Origin of the sequence: Aquicoccus sp., assembly GCF_041686535.1 — a bacterium.
In the GTDB taxonomy this organism is placed as follows: Bacteria; Pseudomonadota; Alphaproteobacteria; order Rhodobacterales; family Rhodobacteraceae; genus Aquicoccus.
This window is the reverse complement of record NZ_JAWLDS010000069.1, coordinates 1-17,387: the sequence shown is the minus strand read 5'-3', so window position 1 is coordinate 17,387 and position 17,387 is coordinate 1. Positions and strand designations below refer to the sequence as shown.

Sequence of the window (17,387 nt, the reverse complement as noted above, 5' to 3'; positions counted from 1 at the left end):
CAGGGGGCGGCAAGGCAGGCAAGTGACGAGTATGTGGGCAGTGTGACAACGTCCAAACGGGTAAGGGGATGAAACCATGACGGAAGATTCAGGACTGGGAACCTGCGGCTGGGTCAGCTGCGGTGTCGGAATCGTGGCAGGTGCGTTGGCCTACTGGGTCTCGGTCGGGGCGGTGACATGGTTGCCCGCGCTCCTGATCGGGGTTTCCGTCGCGGTGTTCGTGGCGCTGCTCCTTGGAAAGTATGCTTGCGGCTGGTCGATGACCGGCCACGATGAACAGAAGGGGCCGACATCGGCCCAGACCGTGGCGAGCGGTGCCGCCGAGGCGGGCGCGGCCGGTGCCACCGCGATGGCGGCGGGTGCGGCCACCGTGGCGGAGAAGGCCGAGAAGGCGGCGCAGACCGCCGGCGACGCGGCGGACGATGCCGGGGAAGCGGTCGAAGATTCCGCGAAGGATGCGGCCAAGACGGCAGCGGCGACCGCTGGGGACGTGTCGGAGAAGGCCGGCGAGGCAAGCCGTGCCGCGGCCGAGAAGGTGGCCGATGCAGCCGAGGAAGTGACCGGCACCCGGCCCGCGGTGCTCGGCGCGGCGCGGGACGGCAAGCCCGACGATCTCAAGCAGATCAAGGGAATCGGCCCCAAGCTGGAAAAACTGTTGAACGAGATGGGGTTCTATCATCTCGACCAGATCGCCGGCTGGACCGAGGCCGAGGTGGCCTGGGTCGACGAGAACCTGGAAGGGTTCAAGGGGCGCGTGAGCCGTGACAACTGGGTGGAACAGGCGAAGACCCTGGCCGCGGGTGGCGAGACCGAGTTCTCGCAGCGCGTTGGCAAGGGTGAGGTTTATTGAGGGAGCAGGTGAGTGAGCGACGACCTTCACGTCCGTCTGGCACGCAAGCAGCGCATGGCCGCGCTGCTGATCGCGGGGGGCGGGGTGTTCTGGGTCCTGGCGGAACTCATCGGTTCGGAATATGGCTGGAGCCCGCGCGCGCGGGCTCTGCCGACAATGATTGCCGGCGCGGCCTTTGTCTGGGCGCTGGTCATGATCTGGCAAATCTGGCGTGCGCGCCGGGACATGGAAGGCTAAAGCGATGCTGAAGGACGAGGACCGCATCTTCACCAACCTCTATGGCATGCATGATCGCAGCCTGGCCGGCGCGAAGGCGCGCGGTCATTGGGACGGCACGGGCGAGATCATCGCGCGGGGACGCGACGCGATCATCGAGGAGATGAAGGCGAGCGGCCTGCGCGGCCGCGGTGGCGCGGGCTTTCCGACCGGGCTCAAATGGTCGTTCATGCCCAAGGAGAGCGACGGGCGGCCCGCCTACCTGGTGGTCAATGCCGACGAATCCGAGCCGGGCACCTGCAAGGACCGAGAGATCATGCGCCACGATCCGCACACCCTGATCGAGGGGTGTCTGATCGCGTCTTTCGCGATGAACGCGCATACCTGCTATATCTATATCCGCGGCGAATACATCCGCGAGCGCGAGGCGCTTCAGGCGGCGATCGACGAAGCCTATGACGCGGGGCTGCTGGGGCCGAACGCGGCCGGGTCGGGATGGGATTTCGACCTTTACCTGCATCACGGCGCCGGGGCCTATATCTGTGGCGAGGAAACCGCGCTTCTGGAAAGCCTCGAGGGCAAGAAGGGCATGCCGCGAATGAAGCCGCCCTTTCCGGCCATGGCGGGTGTCTATGGCTGTCCGACCACGGTCAACAATGTCGAGAGCATCGCGGTCGTACCGACGATCCTGCGCCGGGGCGCGGAGTGGTTCGCGGGTTTTGGCCGGCCCAACAACGCGGGCACGAAGATTTTCGCCGTCTCGGGCCATGTGAACACCCCCTGCGTGGTCGAAGAGGCGATGTCGATTTCCTTCGAGGAACTGATCGACCGCCATTGCGGTGGCATCCGCGGCGGTTGGGACAACCTCCTGGCGGTGATCCCGGGCGGGTCGTCCGTGCCCTGCGTGCGCGGTGAGAACATGCGCGACGCGATCATGGATTTCGACCATCTGCAAAAGGAATTGCGTTCGGGGTTGGGCACGGCGGCGGTGATCGTGATGGACAAGAGTGTCGATCCGATCAAGGCGATCTGGCGGCTGGCCAAGTTCTACAAGCACGAAAGCTGCGGCCAGTGCACGCCCTGTCGCGAGGGCACCGGCTGGATGATGCGGGTGATGGAGCGGCTGGTTAAGGGCGAGGCCGAGATCGAGGAGATCGACATGCTCTTTGACGTATCCAAGCAGGTCGAGGGGCACACGATCTGTGCGTTGGGTGACGCGGCGGCCTGGCCGATCCAGGGGCTGATCCGCAATTTCCGCGAAGAGATCGAGGACCGGATCAAGGCGCAGAAATCGGGGCGCATGGGCGCGATGGCAGCGGAATGATGGGGATGCGGCCGAGCCATATTACCGGACTTGCCCTGATCGCGGCGCTGCTTGCGGGATGCGGGGTGACCGACCGGATGCGCGCGAACCAGGTGGCGTTCGACGGGGTCGAATTTCGCCCCCGTTCGGAACAGGCGGGCGACGAACGCGAGGCGTTCACCATCACCGTGCCGCGGGCCAGCCAGAGCCCCGAGGGCGCGCGCCTGGCCGGGGCGCATGAGGCCACGCGCTATTGCATAGAGAATTACGGTCGCTCGGACCTGGAATGGGATGTCGGCCCGGAGGATGAGGGGCTGGTGGTCGAGAACGACACGCTGACGTTGCAGGGGCGCTGCGACGGATGGTGAAGGCGACCACATATCATCGCGCCGGGTCGGCCTGCGATCGCGTGACGGGTGGACGGACTGCCGTGATGCGACTGGCGACGGTCGGGATCGTGGGGCTGATGCTGATGGCGGGTGCGGTGCAGGCGGCGGCCGATGCCAAGGCGCCGCTGCGCGACGTGCCGGAAATCGACGACAACATGCTGTGGGCGGGCATTGCGCTCAGGATCAGCGAGGAATGTGGCGAGATCGACGCGCGCTGGCTGAAGGGGATCAACTTCCTGTGGTCGATCAAGAAGCAGGCCAACGCGCTGGGCTATAGCGACGACGAGATCAACGCTTACCGCAAGAGCGACGCCGAGAAGGCGCGGATCGAGGCGAGGGGCGAGGCCTATGTGAAATCCAAGGGGTTGGATCCGGGTGACGCCGACGATCTGTGCAGCCTCGGCCATGCCGAGATTGCCCGGAACAGCGTCATCGGCACCCTGTTGAAAGCGAAGTGAGGGAAGCATGAGCGACCTGAGAAAGATCATCATCGACGGCAAGGAGATCGAGGTCGATCCCGCATTGACCCTGATCCAGGCCTGCGAGGAGGCCGGGGTCGAGATCCCGCGGTTCTGTTATCACGAGCGGTTGTCGATCGCGGGCAACTGCCGGATGTGCCTTGTCGAGGTGCAACCCGGACCACCCAAGCCCGCCGCGTCCTGCGCGATGCAGGTCAAGGACATGCGCCCCTTTCCCGACGGCGAGCCGCCGCAGGTCAAGACCAACTCGCCCATGGTCAAGAAGGCCCGCGAGGGGGTGATGGAATTCCTGCTGATCAACCATCCGCTGGATTGCCCGATCTGCGACCAGGGCGGCGAATGTGATCTTCAGGACCAGGCGATGGCTTATGGCGTCGATTTCAGCCGTTACCGCGAACCCAAGCGCGCGGTGGATGACCTCGATCTCGGCCCGCTGGTCGAGACCCACATGACGCGCTGCATCTCCTGCACGCGCTGCGTGCGCTTCACCGCCGAAGTGGCGGGGGTCATGCAGATGGGCCAGACCGGGCGCGGCGAGGATGCCGAGATCACCACCTATCTGGGTGAGACACTCGAGTCGAACCTGCAGGGCAATATCATCGACCTGTGCCCGGTGGGCGCGCTCGTGTCGCGGCCCTATGCGTTCACGGCGCGGCCGTGGGAATTGACCAAGACCGAGTCGATCGACGTGATGGATGCGCTGGGATCCTCGGTCCGGGTGGACACCAAGGGACGTGAGGTCATGCGCTTCCTGCCGCGCAACCATGACGGCACGAACGAGGAATGGATTTCCGACAAGACGCGGTTCGTCTGGGACGGGTTGCGCCGCCAGAGGCTGGATAGGCCATATCTGCGCGAGGGTGGCAGGCTGCGTCCCGCGACCTGGGCCGAGGCATTGGGTGCGACGGCCGAGGCGATGCGCGGGGCCGGCAAGGTTGCGGGTCTCGTTGGCGACCTGGTGCCGGTCGAGGCGGCCTATTCGCTGAAATCCCTGATCGAGGGGCTGGGCGGCGTGGTCGAGTGCCGCGTGGACGGTGCGCGCCTGCCTGCGGGCAATCGCAGCGCCTATGTGGGCAATGTCGCGGTCGAGGAGATCGACGACGCGCGTGACATCGTCCTCATCGGGACCAACCCGCGCGACGAAGCGCCGGTTCTCAATGCGCGCATCCGCAAGGCGTGGCTGCGCGGGGCGAACGTGACGCTGGTGGGCGAGGCGGCCGATCTGACCTATGACTATGCCCATGCCGGCACGGACCGCGATGCGCTGGCCGGGGTTTCGGCGCCGGAAGATGCGATCGTGATCGTCGGGCAGGGCGCGCTGTGCGAAGCCGATGGCGAGGCGGTGCTTTCCGCCGCGATGGCGCTTTCGGGGCGGATGCTGGTGCTGCACACGGCAGCCGCGCGCGTCGGGGCGATGGACGTGGGCGCCGTGACCGAGGGCGGCATGGCCGCGGCGGTCGAAGGGGCCGACGTGATTTTCAACCTCGGCGCGGACGAGATCGACATTGAGCCCGGCCCCTTCGTGATCTATCAGGGCAGCCATGGCGACCGGGGCGCGCATCGCGCCGATGTGATCCTTCCGGGCGCGGCTTACACCGAGGAACAGGGGTTGTTCGTGAACACCGAAGGTCGCCCGCAATTGGCATTGCGTGCCGGGTTCGCACCGGGCGAGGCCAAGGAGAACTGGGCCATTCTGCGCGCGCTGTCTGGCGAGATGGACCGCACGTTGCCTTGGGACAGCCTGGCGCAGCTGCGCCGTGCACTGGTGGACGCGGTGCCGCATCTGGGGCTGGTGGACGAGGTGGCCGAGAACGACTGGCAGCCGCTGGCGCCGGGCAAGCTCGGCAAGGGGGCGGTGCCGCTCCGCAACGCGATTGCCGATTTCTACCTGACCAACCCGATCGCGCGCGCCAGCGAAGTGATGGCCGAGCTTTCGGCCCTGGCCCGCGCGCGGGCCAGCGAGAAGATGGCGGCGGAGTGATCGGGGGGGCGCGCATAATGCCCCTCGCGCTGGCCGCGCTGGTGATGGGTTGCGACATGCAGGATCGACCGGACGCGGTGGCGCGATCGGCCTCCATGCCGGAGGGTGTGGATTATCGCGGGATCGAGACTCAGCTTCTGGATGGTGACCTGGTGCAATTCATGGTGGGGATGGGCCCCGAGGCCGAGCCGCAGCATGTCGAGCTCTACGCGGAATGCGCGGCGGCGCAATATGCGCTTATTCGTGGATACGGGTTCGCGCGTCATGTGCGCACGAATATCGACAAGGAAAATGACGGCTGGCGGGGGGATGCGATCTATACCATCTCGTCGTCGCTGCCCCGGGGATTGAAGACCATCGACGCCGAAGTCGTGGCCGGCAATTGCGCGGAGAACGGAATACCGATGGTGTGAGGACCTGATGGCTGAATTCTTTACCACCCCTTTTGGGATTTTCGTGCTGATCGTGGCGCAATGCCTTGCGATCGTGGGGTTCGTGATGATCTCGCTTCTTTTCCTCGTTTACGGGGATCGCAAGGTTTGGGCCGCGGTGCAGATGCGTCGGGGGCCGAACGTGGTGGGGGCCTTCGGTCTCCTGCAATCGGTGGCCGATGCGCTCAAATACGTGCTCAAGGAAGTGGTGATCCCGGCGGGGGCGGACAAGCCGGTTTTCCTGCTGGCGCCGATGACGAGCTTCGTGCTGGCGATCCTGGCCTGGGCGGTGATCCCGTTCAACGAGGGCTGGGTGCTGTCGGATATCAACGTGGCGATCCTGTTCGTCTTTGCCGTGTCCAGCCTCGAGGTTTACGGCGTGATCATGGGCGGGTGGGCGTCGAACTCGAAATACCCGTTCCTCGGCAGCCTGCGCTCGGCGGCGCAGATGATTTCCTACGAGGTCAGCCTTGGCCTCATCATCATCGGGATCATCATCTCGACCGGCTCGATGAGTTTCGGCAATATCGTGTCAGCGCAGGATACCGGATACGGCTTTTTCGGCTGGTACTGGCTGCCGCATTTCCCGATGGTGTTCCTGTTCTTCATCAGTGCGCTGGCAGAGACCAACCGCCCGCCCTTCGATTTGCCCGAGGCGGAGTCGGAGCTGGTGGCCGGCTACCAGGTGGAATATTCCTCGACGCCGTTCCTTCTGTTCATGGCCGGGGAATATATCGCGATCTTCCTGATGTGCGCGCTGGTGTCGCTCTTGTTCTTTGGTGGCTGGCTGTCGCCCATTCCGGGGCTGCCCGATGGCGTGCTGTGGATGGTGGGCAAGATGGCGTTCTTCTTCTTCATCTTCGCGATGGTGAAGGCGATCACGCCGCGCTACCGCTATGACCAGTTGATGCGGATCGGTTGGAAAGTGTTCCTGCCGCTGTCGCTCGGCTGGGTCGTGTTCGTGGCTTTTGCGGCGAAATTCGAATGGTTCTGGGGCGTTTATGCGCGCTGGACGATAGGAGGCTGATGATGGCGAATGTCGATTACAGACGCGCGGCGGGGTATTTCCTGCTCACCGATTTTGCCAAGGGCATGTGGCTGGGCCTGAAATACCTCGTGGCGCCCAAGGCGACGCTGAACTATCCGCATGAGAAGGGCCCGCTTTCGCCGCGGTTCCGTGGTGAACATGCGCTGCGCCGCTATCCCAATGGCGAGGAACGCTGCATCGCCTGCAAGCTCTGTGAGGCGATCTGCCCGGCGCAGGCGATCACGATTGATGCCGAACCGCGTGACGATGGCAGCCGCCGCACCACGCGCTATGACATCGACATGACGAAATGCATCTATTGCGGCTTCTGCGCGGAAGCCTGCCCGGTGGATGCGATCGTCGAGGGGCCGAATTTCGAGTTCGCCACCGAGACCCGCGAGGAGCTTTTCTACAACAAGGAGAAGCTTCTGGAGAACGGCGAACGGTGGGAAGCCGAGATCGCCCGCAACCTTGAAATGGACGCACCCTACCGATGAGCGATGCGAAAAGCCCTTTCGAGCTGATGATGGCCCAGGCGCAGGAGATGGCGAAAGCCTTCAACCCGGCACTGGAATCCTTTTCGCCCAGAGGATTCGAGAAGCTGTGGCCGACCATGCCGAAAGAGGTCATGGAAATGTGGTTCGGCAAGGGCGTGTCGCAGGAGGGGCTTGACGCCAAGACGCGGCTGTTGTTGACGCTGGCGGGCATGACCATGCAGGGCGCGCAGGCCGAGACGCCGTTTCGCATGACGGTGCGCCACCTGGTCGAGGCGGGGGCCACCCGCGAGGAAATTGCCGAGACCATCGCGCAGATGTCGATGTTCGCCGGCATACCCGCCATGACACGGGCCATGGAACTGGCCCGCGATGTCCTGGCCGAGAACGAGGAAGATGACACATGAGCGTCGCGAGCCTTGCCTTTTACCTTTTTGCCATATCCGCAATTGTCGGCGGGTTCTTCACGGTGGTCAGCCGCAACCCGGTGCATTCGGTGCTGTTCCTGATCCTGGCCTTCCTGTCGAGCGCGGGGCTGTTCGTCCTCCTGGGCGCCGAGTTCGTGGCGATGCTCTTGATCATCGTCTATGTCGGCGCGGTGGCGGTTCTGTTCCTTTTCGTGGTGATGATGCTGGACGTGGATTTCGCCGAGTTGAAGGCGGGAATGGCGCAATACCTGCCCATCGCGCTGGCGATCGGCGTGGTGCTGTTGATGCAACTGGGCCTGGCCTTTGGCGACTGGCATGTGGCCGAGGGTGCAGAAGCCGCGCGGGCCGCGCCGACACCCGACGGGGTCGAGAATACCGCGGCGCTGGGGCTGTTGCTTTATGACCAGTATTTCCTGCTGTTCCAGTTGGCCGGGCTCATTCTTCTGGTGGCCATGATCGGGGCGATCGTCCTGACCCTGCGCCACCGCGAAGGGGTCAAGCGGCAGGACGTGCTGCAACAGATGTGGCGTGATCCGGCCACGGCGATCGAGCTGAAGGACGTGAAACCGGGACAGGGGCTCTAGGCCGCTGTCACAGCACAATCCGCGCCGGGGGCGATCCGGGGCGCGACAAGCAAAAGAAGACAGGGCAATGCCCAGAGGGACGACATGATCGGACTTGAACATTATCTCACGGTGGCGGCGACGATGTTCGTCATCGGCATATTCGGGCTCTTCCTCAACCGGAAGAACGTGATCATCCTCTTGATGTCGATCGAGCTGATCCTGCTTTCGGTGAATATCAACCTTGTCGCCTTTTCGAGCTTCCTGGGCGATCTGGTGGGGCAGGTCTTTACCCTGTTCGTGCTGACCGTGGCGGCGGCCGAGGCGGCGATCGGGCTGGCCATTCTCGTGGTCTTCTTCCGCAACCGGGGCACGATCGACGTCGAAGACGTCAACGTGATGAAGGGGTAAGAGGCTATGATCAACAACATGGGATTACCGGGGCTTATCGCGTTGTTCGGTGGCGGCCTGCACCCTGAATTGCTTATGGGCGTGTTTCTCTTTCAGCTTGGAACGATCGCGATACCGCCCTTCAGCGGCCTTTCAATTATTGCGGCGCTTTAGGAAGAGGAGCGAAATAGATGGAACAGATCATTCTCTTCGCGCCCCTTCTGGCCGCGATCATCGCGGGGTTTGGCTGGCGGATCATCGGTGAACAGGCGGCGCAGTGGCTGACCACGGGCATCCTGTTCCTGATCTGCCTCTTTTCGTGGATCGTGTTCTTTGGCCATGACGGGACCACCGAGCATATCGAGGTGATGCGCTGGATCCAGTCGGGCACGCTCGACACGTCCTGGGGCATCCGCATGGACCGGCTGACCGCGATCATGCTGATCGTGGTGACGACGGTGTCGGCGCTCGTGCATCTCTATTCGATGGGTTACATGGCCCATGACGAGAACTGGGGCGAGGGCGAACGCTACAAGGCGCGATTCTTTGCCTATCTGTCGTTCTTCACCTTCGCGATGCTGATGCTCGTGACGGCCGACAACCTGGTGCAGATGTTCTTTGGCTGGGAGGGCGTGGGCGTCGCCTCCTATCTGCTGATCGGGTTCTACTACAAGAAGCCGAGCGCGAATGCCGCGGCGATCAAGGCCTTCGTGGTCAACCGGGTGGGGGATTTCGGATTCGCGCTGGGCATTCTCGGGCTGTTCTTCCTGGTCGATTCGATCATGCTCGACGATATTTTCGCGGCCGGGCCGATGCTGGCCGAGACGCAGCTCACCTTCCTGTGGACCGAGTGGAACGCGGCGAACCTGCTAGCCTTCCTGCTGTTCATCGGCGCTATGGGCAAATCTGCGCAGCTTTTCCTGCACACGTGGTTGCCCGATGCGATGGAAGGCCCGACGCCGGTGTCGGCGCTCATTCACGCGGCCACCATGGTGACGGCGGGGGTGTTCCTGGTCAGCCGGATGTCGCCGCTGATGGAATATGCACCCGAGGCCAAGACGATCGTGGTCTATATCGGGGCCATGACGGCGTTTTTCGCTGCGACCGTGGGTCTGGTGCAGAACGACATCAAGCGGGTCATCGCCTATTCGACCTGTAGCCAGCTGGGTTACATGTTCGTCGCCGCCGGCGTGGGCGTCTATTCGGTGGCGATGTTCCACCTCTTCACCCATGCCTTCTTCAAGGCGATGCTGTTTCTTGGTGCGGGTTCGGTGATCCACGGGATGCATCACGAGCAGGACATGCGCAACTATGGCGGGCTGCGCAAGAAGCTGCCCTATACGTTCTGGGCGATGATGGTGGGCACGCTGGCGATCACGGGTGTGGGCATCCCGCTCACGCATATCGGCTTTGCCGGGTTCCTGTCGAAGGATGCGGTGATCGAGAGCGCCTGGGCCGGGACCGATGCGGGCTTTGCCTTCTGGGCGCTGGTCATTGCGGCGCTGTTCACCAGCTTCTACAGCTGGCGGCTGATGTTCATGACCTTCTATGGCAAGCCGCGCGGCGACAAGCACACCCATGAGCACGCCCATGAAAGCCCGATGGTCATGTTGATCCCGCTGGGGGTCCTGGGCTTGGGGGCCGTGTTCTCGGGCATGATCTGGTTCGGGTCGTTCTTTGGCGATGACGAGCAGGTCAACCGGTTCTACGGTATCCCCGAGCACCACGCCGAGGCGAGCGAGGACGATTCACCGATCGAGGGTGTGGCGCCCGAGGGGGCGATCTTCATGGCGCCGGACAACACGGTGATGCATGACGCGCATTACGCGCCCAAATGGGTCAAGGTCAGCCCGTTCTTCGCCATGCTGATCGGCCTGGGCTTTGCGATATGGTTTTATATCCTCGACCCGAAGATGCCCAGGCGCGTGGCCGAGGCGAACCGGCCGCTTTACCTCTTCCTGCTCAACAAGTGGTATTTCGACGAGATATATGACTTCGTCCTGGTGCGCCCAGCCAAGGCTTTGGGTCGCATCCTGTGGAAGCGTGGCGATGGCGGGGTGATCGACGGCACGCTGAACGGCATCGCCATGGGCGCGATCCCCTGGGTCACGCGGCTCGCCGGGCGGGCGCAATCGGGTTACATCTTTACCTATGCCTTCGCCATGGTGATCGGGATCGTGGTCCTGGTCACGTGGATGGCTCTTGGCGGAGGAGCGCAGTAATGGACAACCTTCTTTCCATCGTCACCTTCATCCCGGCGCTGGCGGCGCTGATCCTGCTGGTCTTCCTGCGCGGCGAGGACGAGGCGGCACAGCGCAACGCCAAGTGGGTGGCCCTTCTGGCCACCGGGCTGACCTTCCTGGTGTCGCTCTTCATCCTGGTCAATTTCGACCCCTCGAATACCGGGTTCCAGATGGTCGAGGAGCGCGACTGGCTCTTGGGGCTGCAATACAAGATGGGCGTGGACGGGATCAGCGTTCTTTTCGTGATGCTGACCACCTTCATCATGCCGCTCACCATCGCGGCGAGCTGGAACGTGACCACCCGGGTCAAGGAATACATGATCGCCTTCCTGATGCTGGAAACGCTGATGCTGGGCGTGTTCATGGCGCTCGACCTGGTGCTCTTTTACCTCTTCTTCGAGGCGGGGCTGATCCCGATGTTCCTGATCATCGGGATCTGGGGCGGCAAGGACCGGATCTATGCCAGCTTCAAGTTCTTCCTCTATACCTTCCTCGGCTCGGTGCTGATGCTGGTGGCGATGGTGGCGATGTATGCCGAGGCCGGGACCACCGACATTGCCCAGCTCTTGCGGCATAATTTCGGGTCCGAGACGATCTCGCTTTTCGGCTTCCAGATCGTGGGCGGGATGCAGACGCTGATGTTCATCGCGTTTTTCGCCAGTTTCGCGGTCAAGATGCCGATGTGGCCGGTCCACACCTGGCTGCCGGATGCGCACGTGCAGGCGCCGACCGCGGGGTCGGTGGTTCTGGCCGCGATCCTGCTGAAGATGGGCGGCTATGGCTTCCTGCGCTTTTCGCTGCCGATGTTCCCGGTGGGGGCGGACCTGCTCACCCCTCTGGTGTTCTGGATGTCGGCCATCGCGATCGTTTACACCAGTCTCGTGGCGCTCGCGCAGGACGACATGAAAAAGCTCATCGCCTATTCGTCGGTGGCCCATATGGGCTATGTCACGATGGGAATTTTCGCAGCCAATCAGCAGGGGATCGACGGTGCGATCTTCCAGATGATCAGCCACGGCTTCATCTCGGGGGCGCTCTTCCTGTGCGTGGGGGTGATCTATGACCGGATGCACACCCGCGAGATCGACGCCTATGGTGGCCTCGTGAACCGGATGCCGGCCTATGCGCTCATCTTCATGTTCTTCACCATGGCCAATGTCGGCCTGCCGGGCACCTCGGGCTTTGTGGGCGAGTTCCTGACGCTGGTGGGGGTCTTCAAGGTCAATACCTGGGTGGCGCTCTTTGCCACGTCGGGGGTGATCCTGTCGGCGGCCTATGCGCTCTGGCTTTATCGCCGGGTGGTGCTGGGCGATCTGATCAAGGAAAGCCTCAAGACGATCAAGGACATGACCGCGCGCGAGAAGGCGATCTTTGCGCCGCTTGTGGCGATGACCCTCTTGCTCGGCGTCTATCCGGCGCTTGTGACCGACATCATCGGGCCTTCGGTCGGGGCGCTGATTGGAAATTACGAAACCGCGCTGGCGAATGCGGCATCCGCAAGCCAGCTCGCGGCGTCGCAGTGACGGAGTGACAGAGATGATCCAGGCTGATCTGAACGTAATCCTGCCCGAGATCGTGCTGGCGCTCTATGCCATGGGCGCCCTGCTGTTCGGGGTCTATACCGGCAAGGACCGCCTCACCAGGCCGTTTATCTGGCTCACGGCGGGGGTGATGGCGGTACTGGCCGCCTGGATCGGGATCGGTGGCGAGGGCACGCGCGAAGCCTTTGGCGGGATGTTCCATGATGACGGTTTCTCGCGCTTTGCCAAGGTCACGATCCTGCTGGCCGGGGCGGCGGTGCTGGTCATGGGGCAGGATTTCATGGCCAAGCGCGACATGATGCGTTTCGAATATCCGCTTCTGGTCGCGCTGTCGGTCATCGGCATGATGGTGATGGTGTCGGCGGGCGATCTGATGGCGCTTTACATGGGGTTGGAACTGCAATCGCTGTCGCTTTACGTGGTCGCGGCGATGCGGCGCGACTCGGCGCGCTCGACCGAGGCCGGGCTCAAGTATTTCGTGCTGGGCGCGCTGAGTTCGGGGCTGCTGCTTTATGGCGCGTCGCTCACCTATGGGTTTGCGGGCACGACGCTGTTTTCCGGCATCATCGACGCGGCGGGCGAGGGGCAGGCGCCGCTTGGACTGCTCTTCGGGTTGATCTTCGTGATGGCGGGCCTGGCCTTCAAGGTCAGTGCCGTGCCGTTTCACATGTGGACCCCGGATGTTTACGAAGGCGCGCCCACGCCGGTCACGGCGTTTTTCGCGACCGCCCCCAAGGTGGCGGCGATGGGGCTCCTGGCGCGGGTGCTCCATGACGCCTTTGGCGGGGTGAACGCCGACTGGAGCCAGGTTCTGGCCGTCCTGTCGCTGTTGTCGATGTTTCTCGGTGCCGTGGCGGCAATCGGGCAGACCAATATCAAGCGGCTGATGGCCTATAGCTCGATCGCGCATATGGGCTATGCGCTGATGGGGCTGGCGGCGGGTACGGTGCTCGGCGTACAGGCGATGCTGGTCTACATGGCGATCTATGTGACGATGAACGTGGGCACATTCGCCTTTATCCTGTCGATGGAGCGCGACGGGCAGCCGGTGACGGATATTGCCGCGCTCAACCAGTATGCCAGGGCCGAACCGGGCCGGGCGCTGGCGATGCTGGTGCTGTTGTTCAGCCTCGCCGGGGTGCCGCCGCTGGTGGGCTTTTTTGGCAAGTTCTACGTGCTGCGCGCAGCCTATGACGCGGGGCTTGTCTGGCTTGCGGTGGCAGGTGTGTTGGCGAGCGTGATCGGCGCCTTCTATTACTTGCGCATCGTCTATTACATGTATTTCGGTGAAGAGGGCGAGGCGCTGGATCGCAGCCGGCCCTCTGTGGCCGGGGTGCTGTTGATGGCAAGTGCGGTGGTGATGGTCGTGGGGGTTGTGAACCTCTTTGGCATCGAGACCGCGGCACGGGCGGCGGCTGCCGCGCTGGTCAACTGAGGTCGATCGGGACATTTGGTCAGCGCCCGCCCCTGATGGCGGGCGTTTTGCGTGTCGAAAGGTCGAATTTGAGTATTTTTACCAAGAAAGAGCGGCAGGTGCGCCGATGACCGGTTGGCCTGTCGGATACGGCCGGCGTGTGCTGGATGAGGTGGACAGCACCATGCAGGAGGCGGCCCGGCTCGCGGGCGGGTTGGAGCGCCCCGAATGGATATTGGCGCGGCGCCAGACGCGTGGACGCGGACGGCGCGGGCGGGCCTGGATCGACCCGGAGGGCAATTTTGCGGCCACGCTGGTGATGCGGCCCGAAGGCCCCGCGGCGCACGTGGCGCTGCGGTCCTTCGTGGCGGCGCTGGCGCTTCATGATGCGTTGGCGCTGGCCGTGGGACGGACCGGGGGGCTGAGCCTCAAGTGGCCCAATGACGTGCTGCTCAACGGGGGCAAGCTGGCCGGGATATTGCTGGAAAGCAGCGGGCAGGCCGGGCAGATCGGTCATTTGGCGATCGGGATTGGGGTCAACCTGCGCGATGTTCCGGGGACGACCGAGGAAGGAGCGGTGCGCCCGGTGTCGCTGGTCGGGGAGACGGGGGTGGGCGTGGACCCGGAAGAGTTTCTCGACCTTCTGGCCCCGGCCTATGCGAAATGGGAAGCGCAGTTTCGCGCCGGTGGATTCGCGCCCATTCGCGAGGCATGGCTGACCCGGGCCGCGAGGCTGGGCGATGAAATCGTGGCGCGCACCGTGCGCGAGGAGTGGCGCGGCGTTTTCGAGACGGTGGACGGGGCGGGCAATCTTGTTCTATCCACCGCTGAGGGCCGGCGGGCGATTGCCGCGGCCGAGGTTTTCTTTTGAAAGGGCGGGACATGCTTCTATGCATCGACTGCGGCAACACCAACACGGTGTTTTCGATCTGGGATGGCGAGCGGTTCCTGTGCACGCTGCGTACATCGACGCATCATTCGCGCACCGCGGATGCCTATTTCACCTGGTTCTCGACGCTGGTGAAACATTACGGGATCGAGGCCGACATCACCGATGTGATCATCAGTTCGACCGTGCCGCGGGTTGTGTTCAACCTGCGCGTCTTTGCCGACCGGTTCTTCAACTGTCGGCCGCTGGTGGTGGGCAAACCCGAATGCGTGTTGCCGCACCCGCCGCGGGTCGATGCGGGCACGCAGGTCGGGCCGGACCGGCTGGTCAATACCGCCGCCGCCTTTGACCGGCATGGCGGGGACATCATCGTGGTCGATTTCGGCACCGCCACGACCTTCGACGTGGTGGCCGCCGATGGCGCCTATGTGGGGGGCGTGATCGCGCCGGGGGTGAACCTGAGCCTCGAGGCGCTGCACATGGCGGCCGCCGCGCTGCCGCATGTCGATATCGCCAAGCCGCAGAAGGTGGTGGGCACCAATACGGTGACCTGTATCCAGTCGGGGGTGTTCTGGGGCTATGTCGGCCTCGTCAAGGAAATCTGCGCCCGGATCAAGGCAGAGCGCGACCGCGAGATGCGCATCATCGCGACCGGCGGCCTGGCACCGCTCTTCCAGCAATCCGAGGACCTTTTCGACCGTTTCGAGGACGATCTGACCATGCACGGGCTGACCGTGATCCACGCATATAACAAGGAACAGGGCACCATATGAGCAAGAAAAACCGGTTGATCTATCTTCCCCTGGGTGGCGCGGGGGAGGTGGGCATGAACGCCTATGTCTATGGCTACGGGCCCGAGGGCGCCGAGCGGCTGATCCTCGTCGACCTGGGCGTGACATTCCCGGACATGGACAGCAGCCCGGGGGTTGACCTGATCCTGCCGGACATGAGCTGGCTCATCGAGCGCAAGGACCGGCTTGACGCGATCTTCATCAGCCATGCGCACGAGGATCATGTCGGCGCGGTGGCGCGTTTCCCCGATCTGCTGGACGTGCCGGTCTATGCCCGCGCTTTCACGGCCAATATCGCGCGCGGCAAGCTGGCCGAGGCAGGACGGGATGAACGGATCGTGCGGACGGTTTCGGCCTGGCCCGAGATGACGGGGGCGGGGCCGTTCAGCGTCGGCTTCGTGCCGATTTCGCATTCCATCCCCGAGACATCGGCTCTGGTCATCGACACGCCCGAGGGGCGGTTGGTGCATTCGGGCGATTTCAAGATCGACCACACGCCGCTGGTAGGAGAGCCGTTCGACGATGCGCTCTGGGAGGAGATCGGCAAGTCGGGAGTACGGGCCCTGATGTGCGACTCGACCAACGTGTTCTCGCCGCACGAGGGGCGTTCGGAGGCCGATCTTCAACCGCAGATCGAGGCGCTGTTCAAGTCGGCGAAGGGCATGGTCGTGACCACGACATTCGCCTCGAACGTGGCGCGGCTCAAGACGCTGGCCGAGGCGGGCGAGCGCACGGGGCGGTCGATCTGCCTTTTGGGGCGGGCGATGCGGCGGATGATCGAGGCCAGCGTCGAGACCGGTGTGCTGACCGATTTTCCCAAGGTGGTGAGCCCCGAAGAGGCGCAGGGGATACCGCGCGAGAACCTGATGCTTCTGGTCACCGGGAGCCAGGGCGAGCGGCGCGCGGCCAGCGCGCAATTGGCGCGGGGCAAGTATAACGGGCTTGAGATGAAAGAGGGCGACCTGTTCCTGTTCTCGTCAAAGACCATCCCTGGCAACGAGCGCGGCGTGATTCACATCATGAACCAGTTTTCCGAAATGGGCGTCGATGTGGTGGACGAGAACGCGGGCTTCTATCATGTCTCGGGCCATGCCAACCGGCCGGACCTTGCCAGGATGCATGCGCTTGTTGATCCGCAGATGGTCATTCCGATCCATGGCGAGCACCGGATGCTGCGCGAACATGTGAAGCTGGTCAAGGAGGGGCGGCGTGAAGGCCTCGTGGCGGTGAACGGCACGATGGTGGACCTGTCGGGCAATGCGCCGAGCGTGGCCGGCTATGTCGAGACCGGGCGGACCTATCTTGACGGGTCGGTGCAGATCGGTGCGCTCGACGGGATCGTGCGTGACCGTATCCGCATGGCGTTGAACGGTCACGTGGTGGTGACGCTGATCCTTGACGAGGAGAACGAGCCGCTGGGCGAGCCATGGTGCGAGACAATGGGCCTTCCCGAAACCGGGCGCAGCCGGGCCGCGCTCGTCGAGGTCCTGGAGGAGGATCTGGGGCAGTTCCTCGGGCGCGCGGGCGCCAAGACGCTGGCCGATGATGACAAGCTCGAGCAGGAGATGAAACGCATCGTACGCAAGGTTGCACAGGACGAGATCGGCAAGAAGCCCGAGGTCACGGTGATCACGAGCCGACTGGCGTGAAGGATAGCTGCGGGACCGGGGCTCTGCCCCGGACCCCGGAGTATTTCTCGCGAGATGAACGGGGGGCCGGGTTTACCCGGCGCGGCGTTCGTCGAAACTCTTGGCGATGAAACCGGGCAGGTGATCGCCCATGCCCACGACCTTGTTGCCACCGTCCGATTTGCCGCGGTTGCCCGGACCGGTGCGCTGTTCGGTCTTGGGTTTGCTCTGACGAGGCGGCGCGTCTTTTTCAGGCTTTTCGGCCTTTTCGGCAGGTTTGGAGGCACTGCGTTTCGGCGCGGGTTTGGATTTCGGGCTGTCCTTGGGCGT

The 17,387-nt window shown here is 63.7% G+C and carries 19 protein-coding genes and 1 pseudogene; 19 read left to right on the top strand and 1 reads right to left on the bottom strand.

Annotated elements, in window-relative coordinates; genetic code table 11:
* Nucleotides 1-76 precede the first annotated feature (76 nt).
* From ACESL9_RS13135 to ACESL9_RS13045, 19 genes are all read left to right on the top strand, one after another.
* Nucleotides 77-850 carry an NADH:ubiquinone oxidoreductase gene (locus tag ACESL9_RS13135; protein ID WP_372609939.1) on the top strand — a complete coding sequence of 258 codons (774 nt, stop codon included), beginning with the start codon at nucleotides 77-79 and terminating at the stop codon, nucleotides 848-850.
* A gap of 12 nt (nucleotides 851-862) precedes the next feature.
* Nucleotides 863-1,087, top strand: coding sequence for a DUF5337 domain-containing protein (locus ACESL9_RS13130; RefSeq protein WP_372609941.1), 225 nt, complete (start codon nucleotides 863-865; stop codon nucleotides 1,085-1,087).
* A 4-nt stretch (nucleotides 1,088-1,091) separates the two neighbouring features.
* On the top strand, nucleotides 1,092-2,390 hold the full coding sequence (gene nuoF / locus ACESL9_RS13125; RefSeq protein WP_372609943.1) for an NADH-quinone oxidoreductase subunit NuoF: 1,299 nt from the start codon (nucleotides 1,092-1,094) through the stop codon (nucleotides 2,388-2,390).
* 5 nt (nucleotides 2,391-2,395) lie between these two features.
* Nucleotides 2,396-2,737 (top strand): hypothetical protein, encoded by a 342-nt coding sequence (locus ACESL9_RS13120; RefSeq protein ID WP_372609945.1) that lies wholly within the window; start codon nucleotides 2,396-2,398, stop codon nucleotides 2,735-2,737.
* A gap of 65 nt (nucleotides 2,738-2,802) precedes the next feature.
* Nucleotides 2,803-3,216, top strand: a complete 414-nt coding sequence (locus ACESL9_RS13115) for a DUF5333 domain-containing protein (protein WP_372609947.1) — start codon at nucleotides 2,803-2,805, stop codon at nucleotides 3,214-3,216.
* 7 nt (nucleotides 3,217-3,223) lie between these two features.
* Nucleotides 3,224-5,218: an NADH-quinone oxidoreductase subunit NuoG gene (gene nuoG, locus ACESL9_RS13110; RefSeq protein ID WP_372609949.1), complete on the top strand. Its 1,995-nt coding sequence runs from the start codon at nucleotides 3,224-3,226 to the stop codon at nucleotides 5,216-5,218.
* Between the two features lie 17 nt (nucleotides 5,219-5,235).
* Nucleotides 5,236-5,631 (top strand): hypothetical protein, encoded by a 396-nt coding sequence (locus ACESL9_RS13105; RefSeq protein WP_372609951.1) that lies wholly within the window; start codon nucleotides 5,236-5,238, stop codon nucleotides 5,629-5,631.
* A 7-nt stretch (nucleotides 5,632-5,638) separates the two neighbouring features.
* Nucleotides 5,639-6,676: an NADH-quinone oxidoreductase subunit NuoH gene (gene nuoH, locus ACESL9_RS13100; protein WP_372609953.1), complete on the top strand. Its 1,038-nt coding sequence runs from the start codon at nucleotides 5,639-5,641 to the stop codon at nucleotides 6,674-6,676.
* 2 nt (nucleotides 6,677-6,678) lie between these two features.
* Nucleotides 6,679-7,173, top strand: coding sequence for an NADH-quinone oxidoreductase subunit NuoI (nuoI, locus tag ACESL9_RS13095; RefSeq protein ID WP_372609955.1), 495 nt, complete (start codon nucleotides 6,679-6,681; stop codon nucleotides 7,171-7,173).
* Nucleotides 7,170-7,577 carry a carboxymuconolactone decarboxylase family protein gene (locus ACESL9_RS13090; protein WP_372609957.1) on the top strand — a complete coding sequence of 136 codons (408 nt, stop codon included), beginning with the start codon at nucleotides 7,170-7,172 and terminating at the stop codon, nucleotides 7,575-7,577. Before nuoI ends, ACESL9_RS13090 begins: the two co-directional genes overlap by 4 nt.
* Nucleotides 7,574-8,182 carry an NADH-quinone oxidoreductase subunit J gene (locus tag ACESL9_RS13085; RefSeq protein WP_372609959.1) on the top strand — a complete coding sequence of 203 codons (609 nt, stop codon included), beginning with the start codon at nucleotides 7,574-7,576 and terminating at the stop codon, nucleotides 8,180-8,182. Before ACESL9_RS13090 ends, ACESL9_RS13085 begins: the two co-directional genes overlap by 4 nt.
* An 84-nt stretch (nucleotides 8,183-8,266) precedes the next feature.
* Nucleotides 8,267-8,572, top strand: coding sequence for an NADH-quinone oxidoreductase subunit NuoK (gene nuoK, locus ACESL9_RS13080; RefSeq protein ID WP_372609961.1), 306 nt, complete (start codon nucleotides 8,267-8,269; stop codon nucleotides 8,570-8,572).
* Nucleotides 8,573-8,578: 6 nt separating this feature from the next.
* Nucleotides 8,579-8,725, top strand: coding sequence for a hypothetical protein (locus ACESL9_RS13075; RefSeq protein WP_372674958.1), 147 nt, complete (start codon nucleotides 8,579-8,581; stop codon nucleotides 8,723-8,725).
* 17 nt (nucleotides 8,726-8,742) lie between these two features.
* Nucleotides 8,743-10,773 (top strand): NADH-quinone oxidoreductase subunit L, encoded by a 2,031-nt coding sequence (gene nuoL / locus ACESL9_RS13070; protein ID WP_372674957.1) that lies wholly within the window; start codon nucleotides 8,743-8,745, stop codon nucleotides 10,771-10,773.
* Complete coding sequence (locus tag ACESL9_RS13065; RefSeq protein ID WP_372609967.1) at nucleotides 10,773-12,317, top strand: NADH-quinone oxidoreductase subunit M; 1,545 nt, start codon at nucleotides 10,773-10,775, stop codon at nucleotides 12,315-12,317. Before nuoL ends, ACESL9_RS13065 begins: the two co-directional genes overlap by 1 nt.
* Before the next feature lie 13 nt (nucleotides 12,318-12,330).
* Nucleotides 12,331-13,770 (top strand): NADH-quinone oxidoreductase subunit NuoN, encoded by a 1,440-nt coding sequence (gene nuoN / locus ACESL9_RS13060; RefSeq protein WP_372674956.1) that lies wholly within the window; start codon nucleotides 12,331-12,333, stop codon nucleotides 13,768-13,770.
* A 106-nt stretch (nucleotides 13,771-13,876) separates the two neighbouring features.
* A complete protein-coding gene (locus ACESL9_RS13055) occupies nucleotides 13,877-14,620 on the top strand; it encodes a biotin--[acetyl-CoA-carboxylase] ligase (RefSeq protein WP_372609971.1) in 744 nt (247 codons plus the stop codon).
* Nucleotides 14,621-14,631: 11 nt separating this feature from the next.
* Nucleotides 14,632-15,411 (top strand): type III pantothenate kinase, encoded by a 780-nt coding sequence (locus ACESL9_RS13050; RefSeq protein ID WP_372609973.1) that lies wholly within the window; start codon nucleotides 14,632-14,634, stop codon nucleotides 15,409-15,411.
* Nucleotides 15,408-17,078 carry a ribonuclease J gene (locus tag ACESL9_RS13045; protein WP_372609975.1) on the top strand — a complete coding sequence of 557 codons (1,671 nt, stop codon included), beginning with the start codon at nucleotides 15,408-15,410 and terminating at the stop codon, nucleotides 17,076-17,078. Before ACESL9_RS13050 ends, ACESL9_RS13045 begins: the two co-directional genes overlap by 4 nt.
* A 72-nt stretch (nucleotides 17,079-17,150) precedes the next feature.
* Here the strand turns inward: ACESL9_RS13045 and ACESL9_RS13040 are convergent.
* Nucleotides 17,151-17,387: pseudogene (locus ACESL9_RS13040) on the bottom strand (DEAD/DEAH box helicase); the annotation flags it as partial.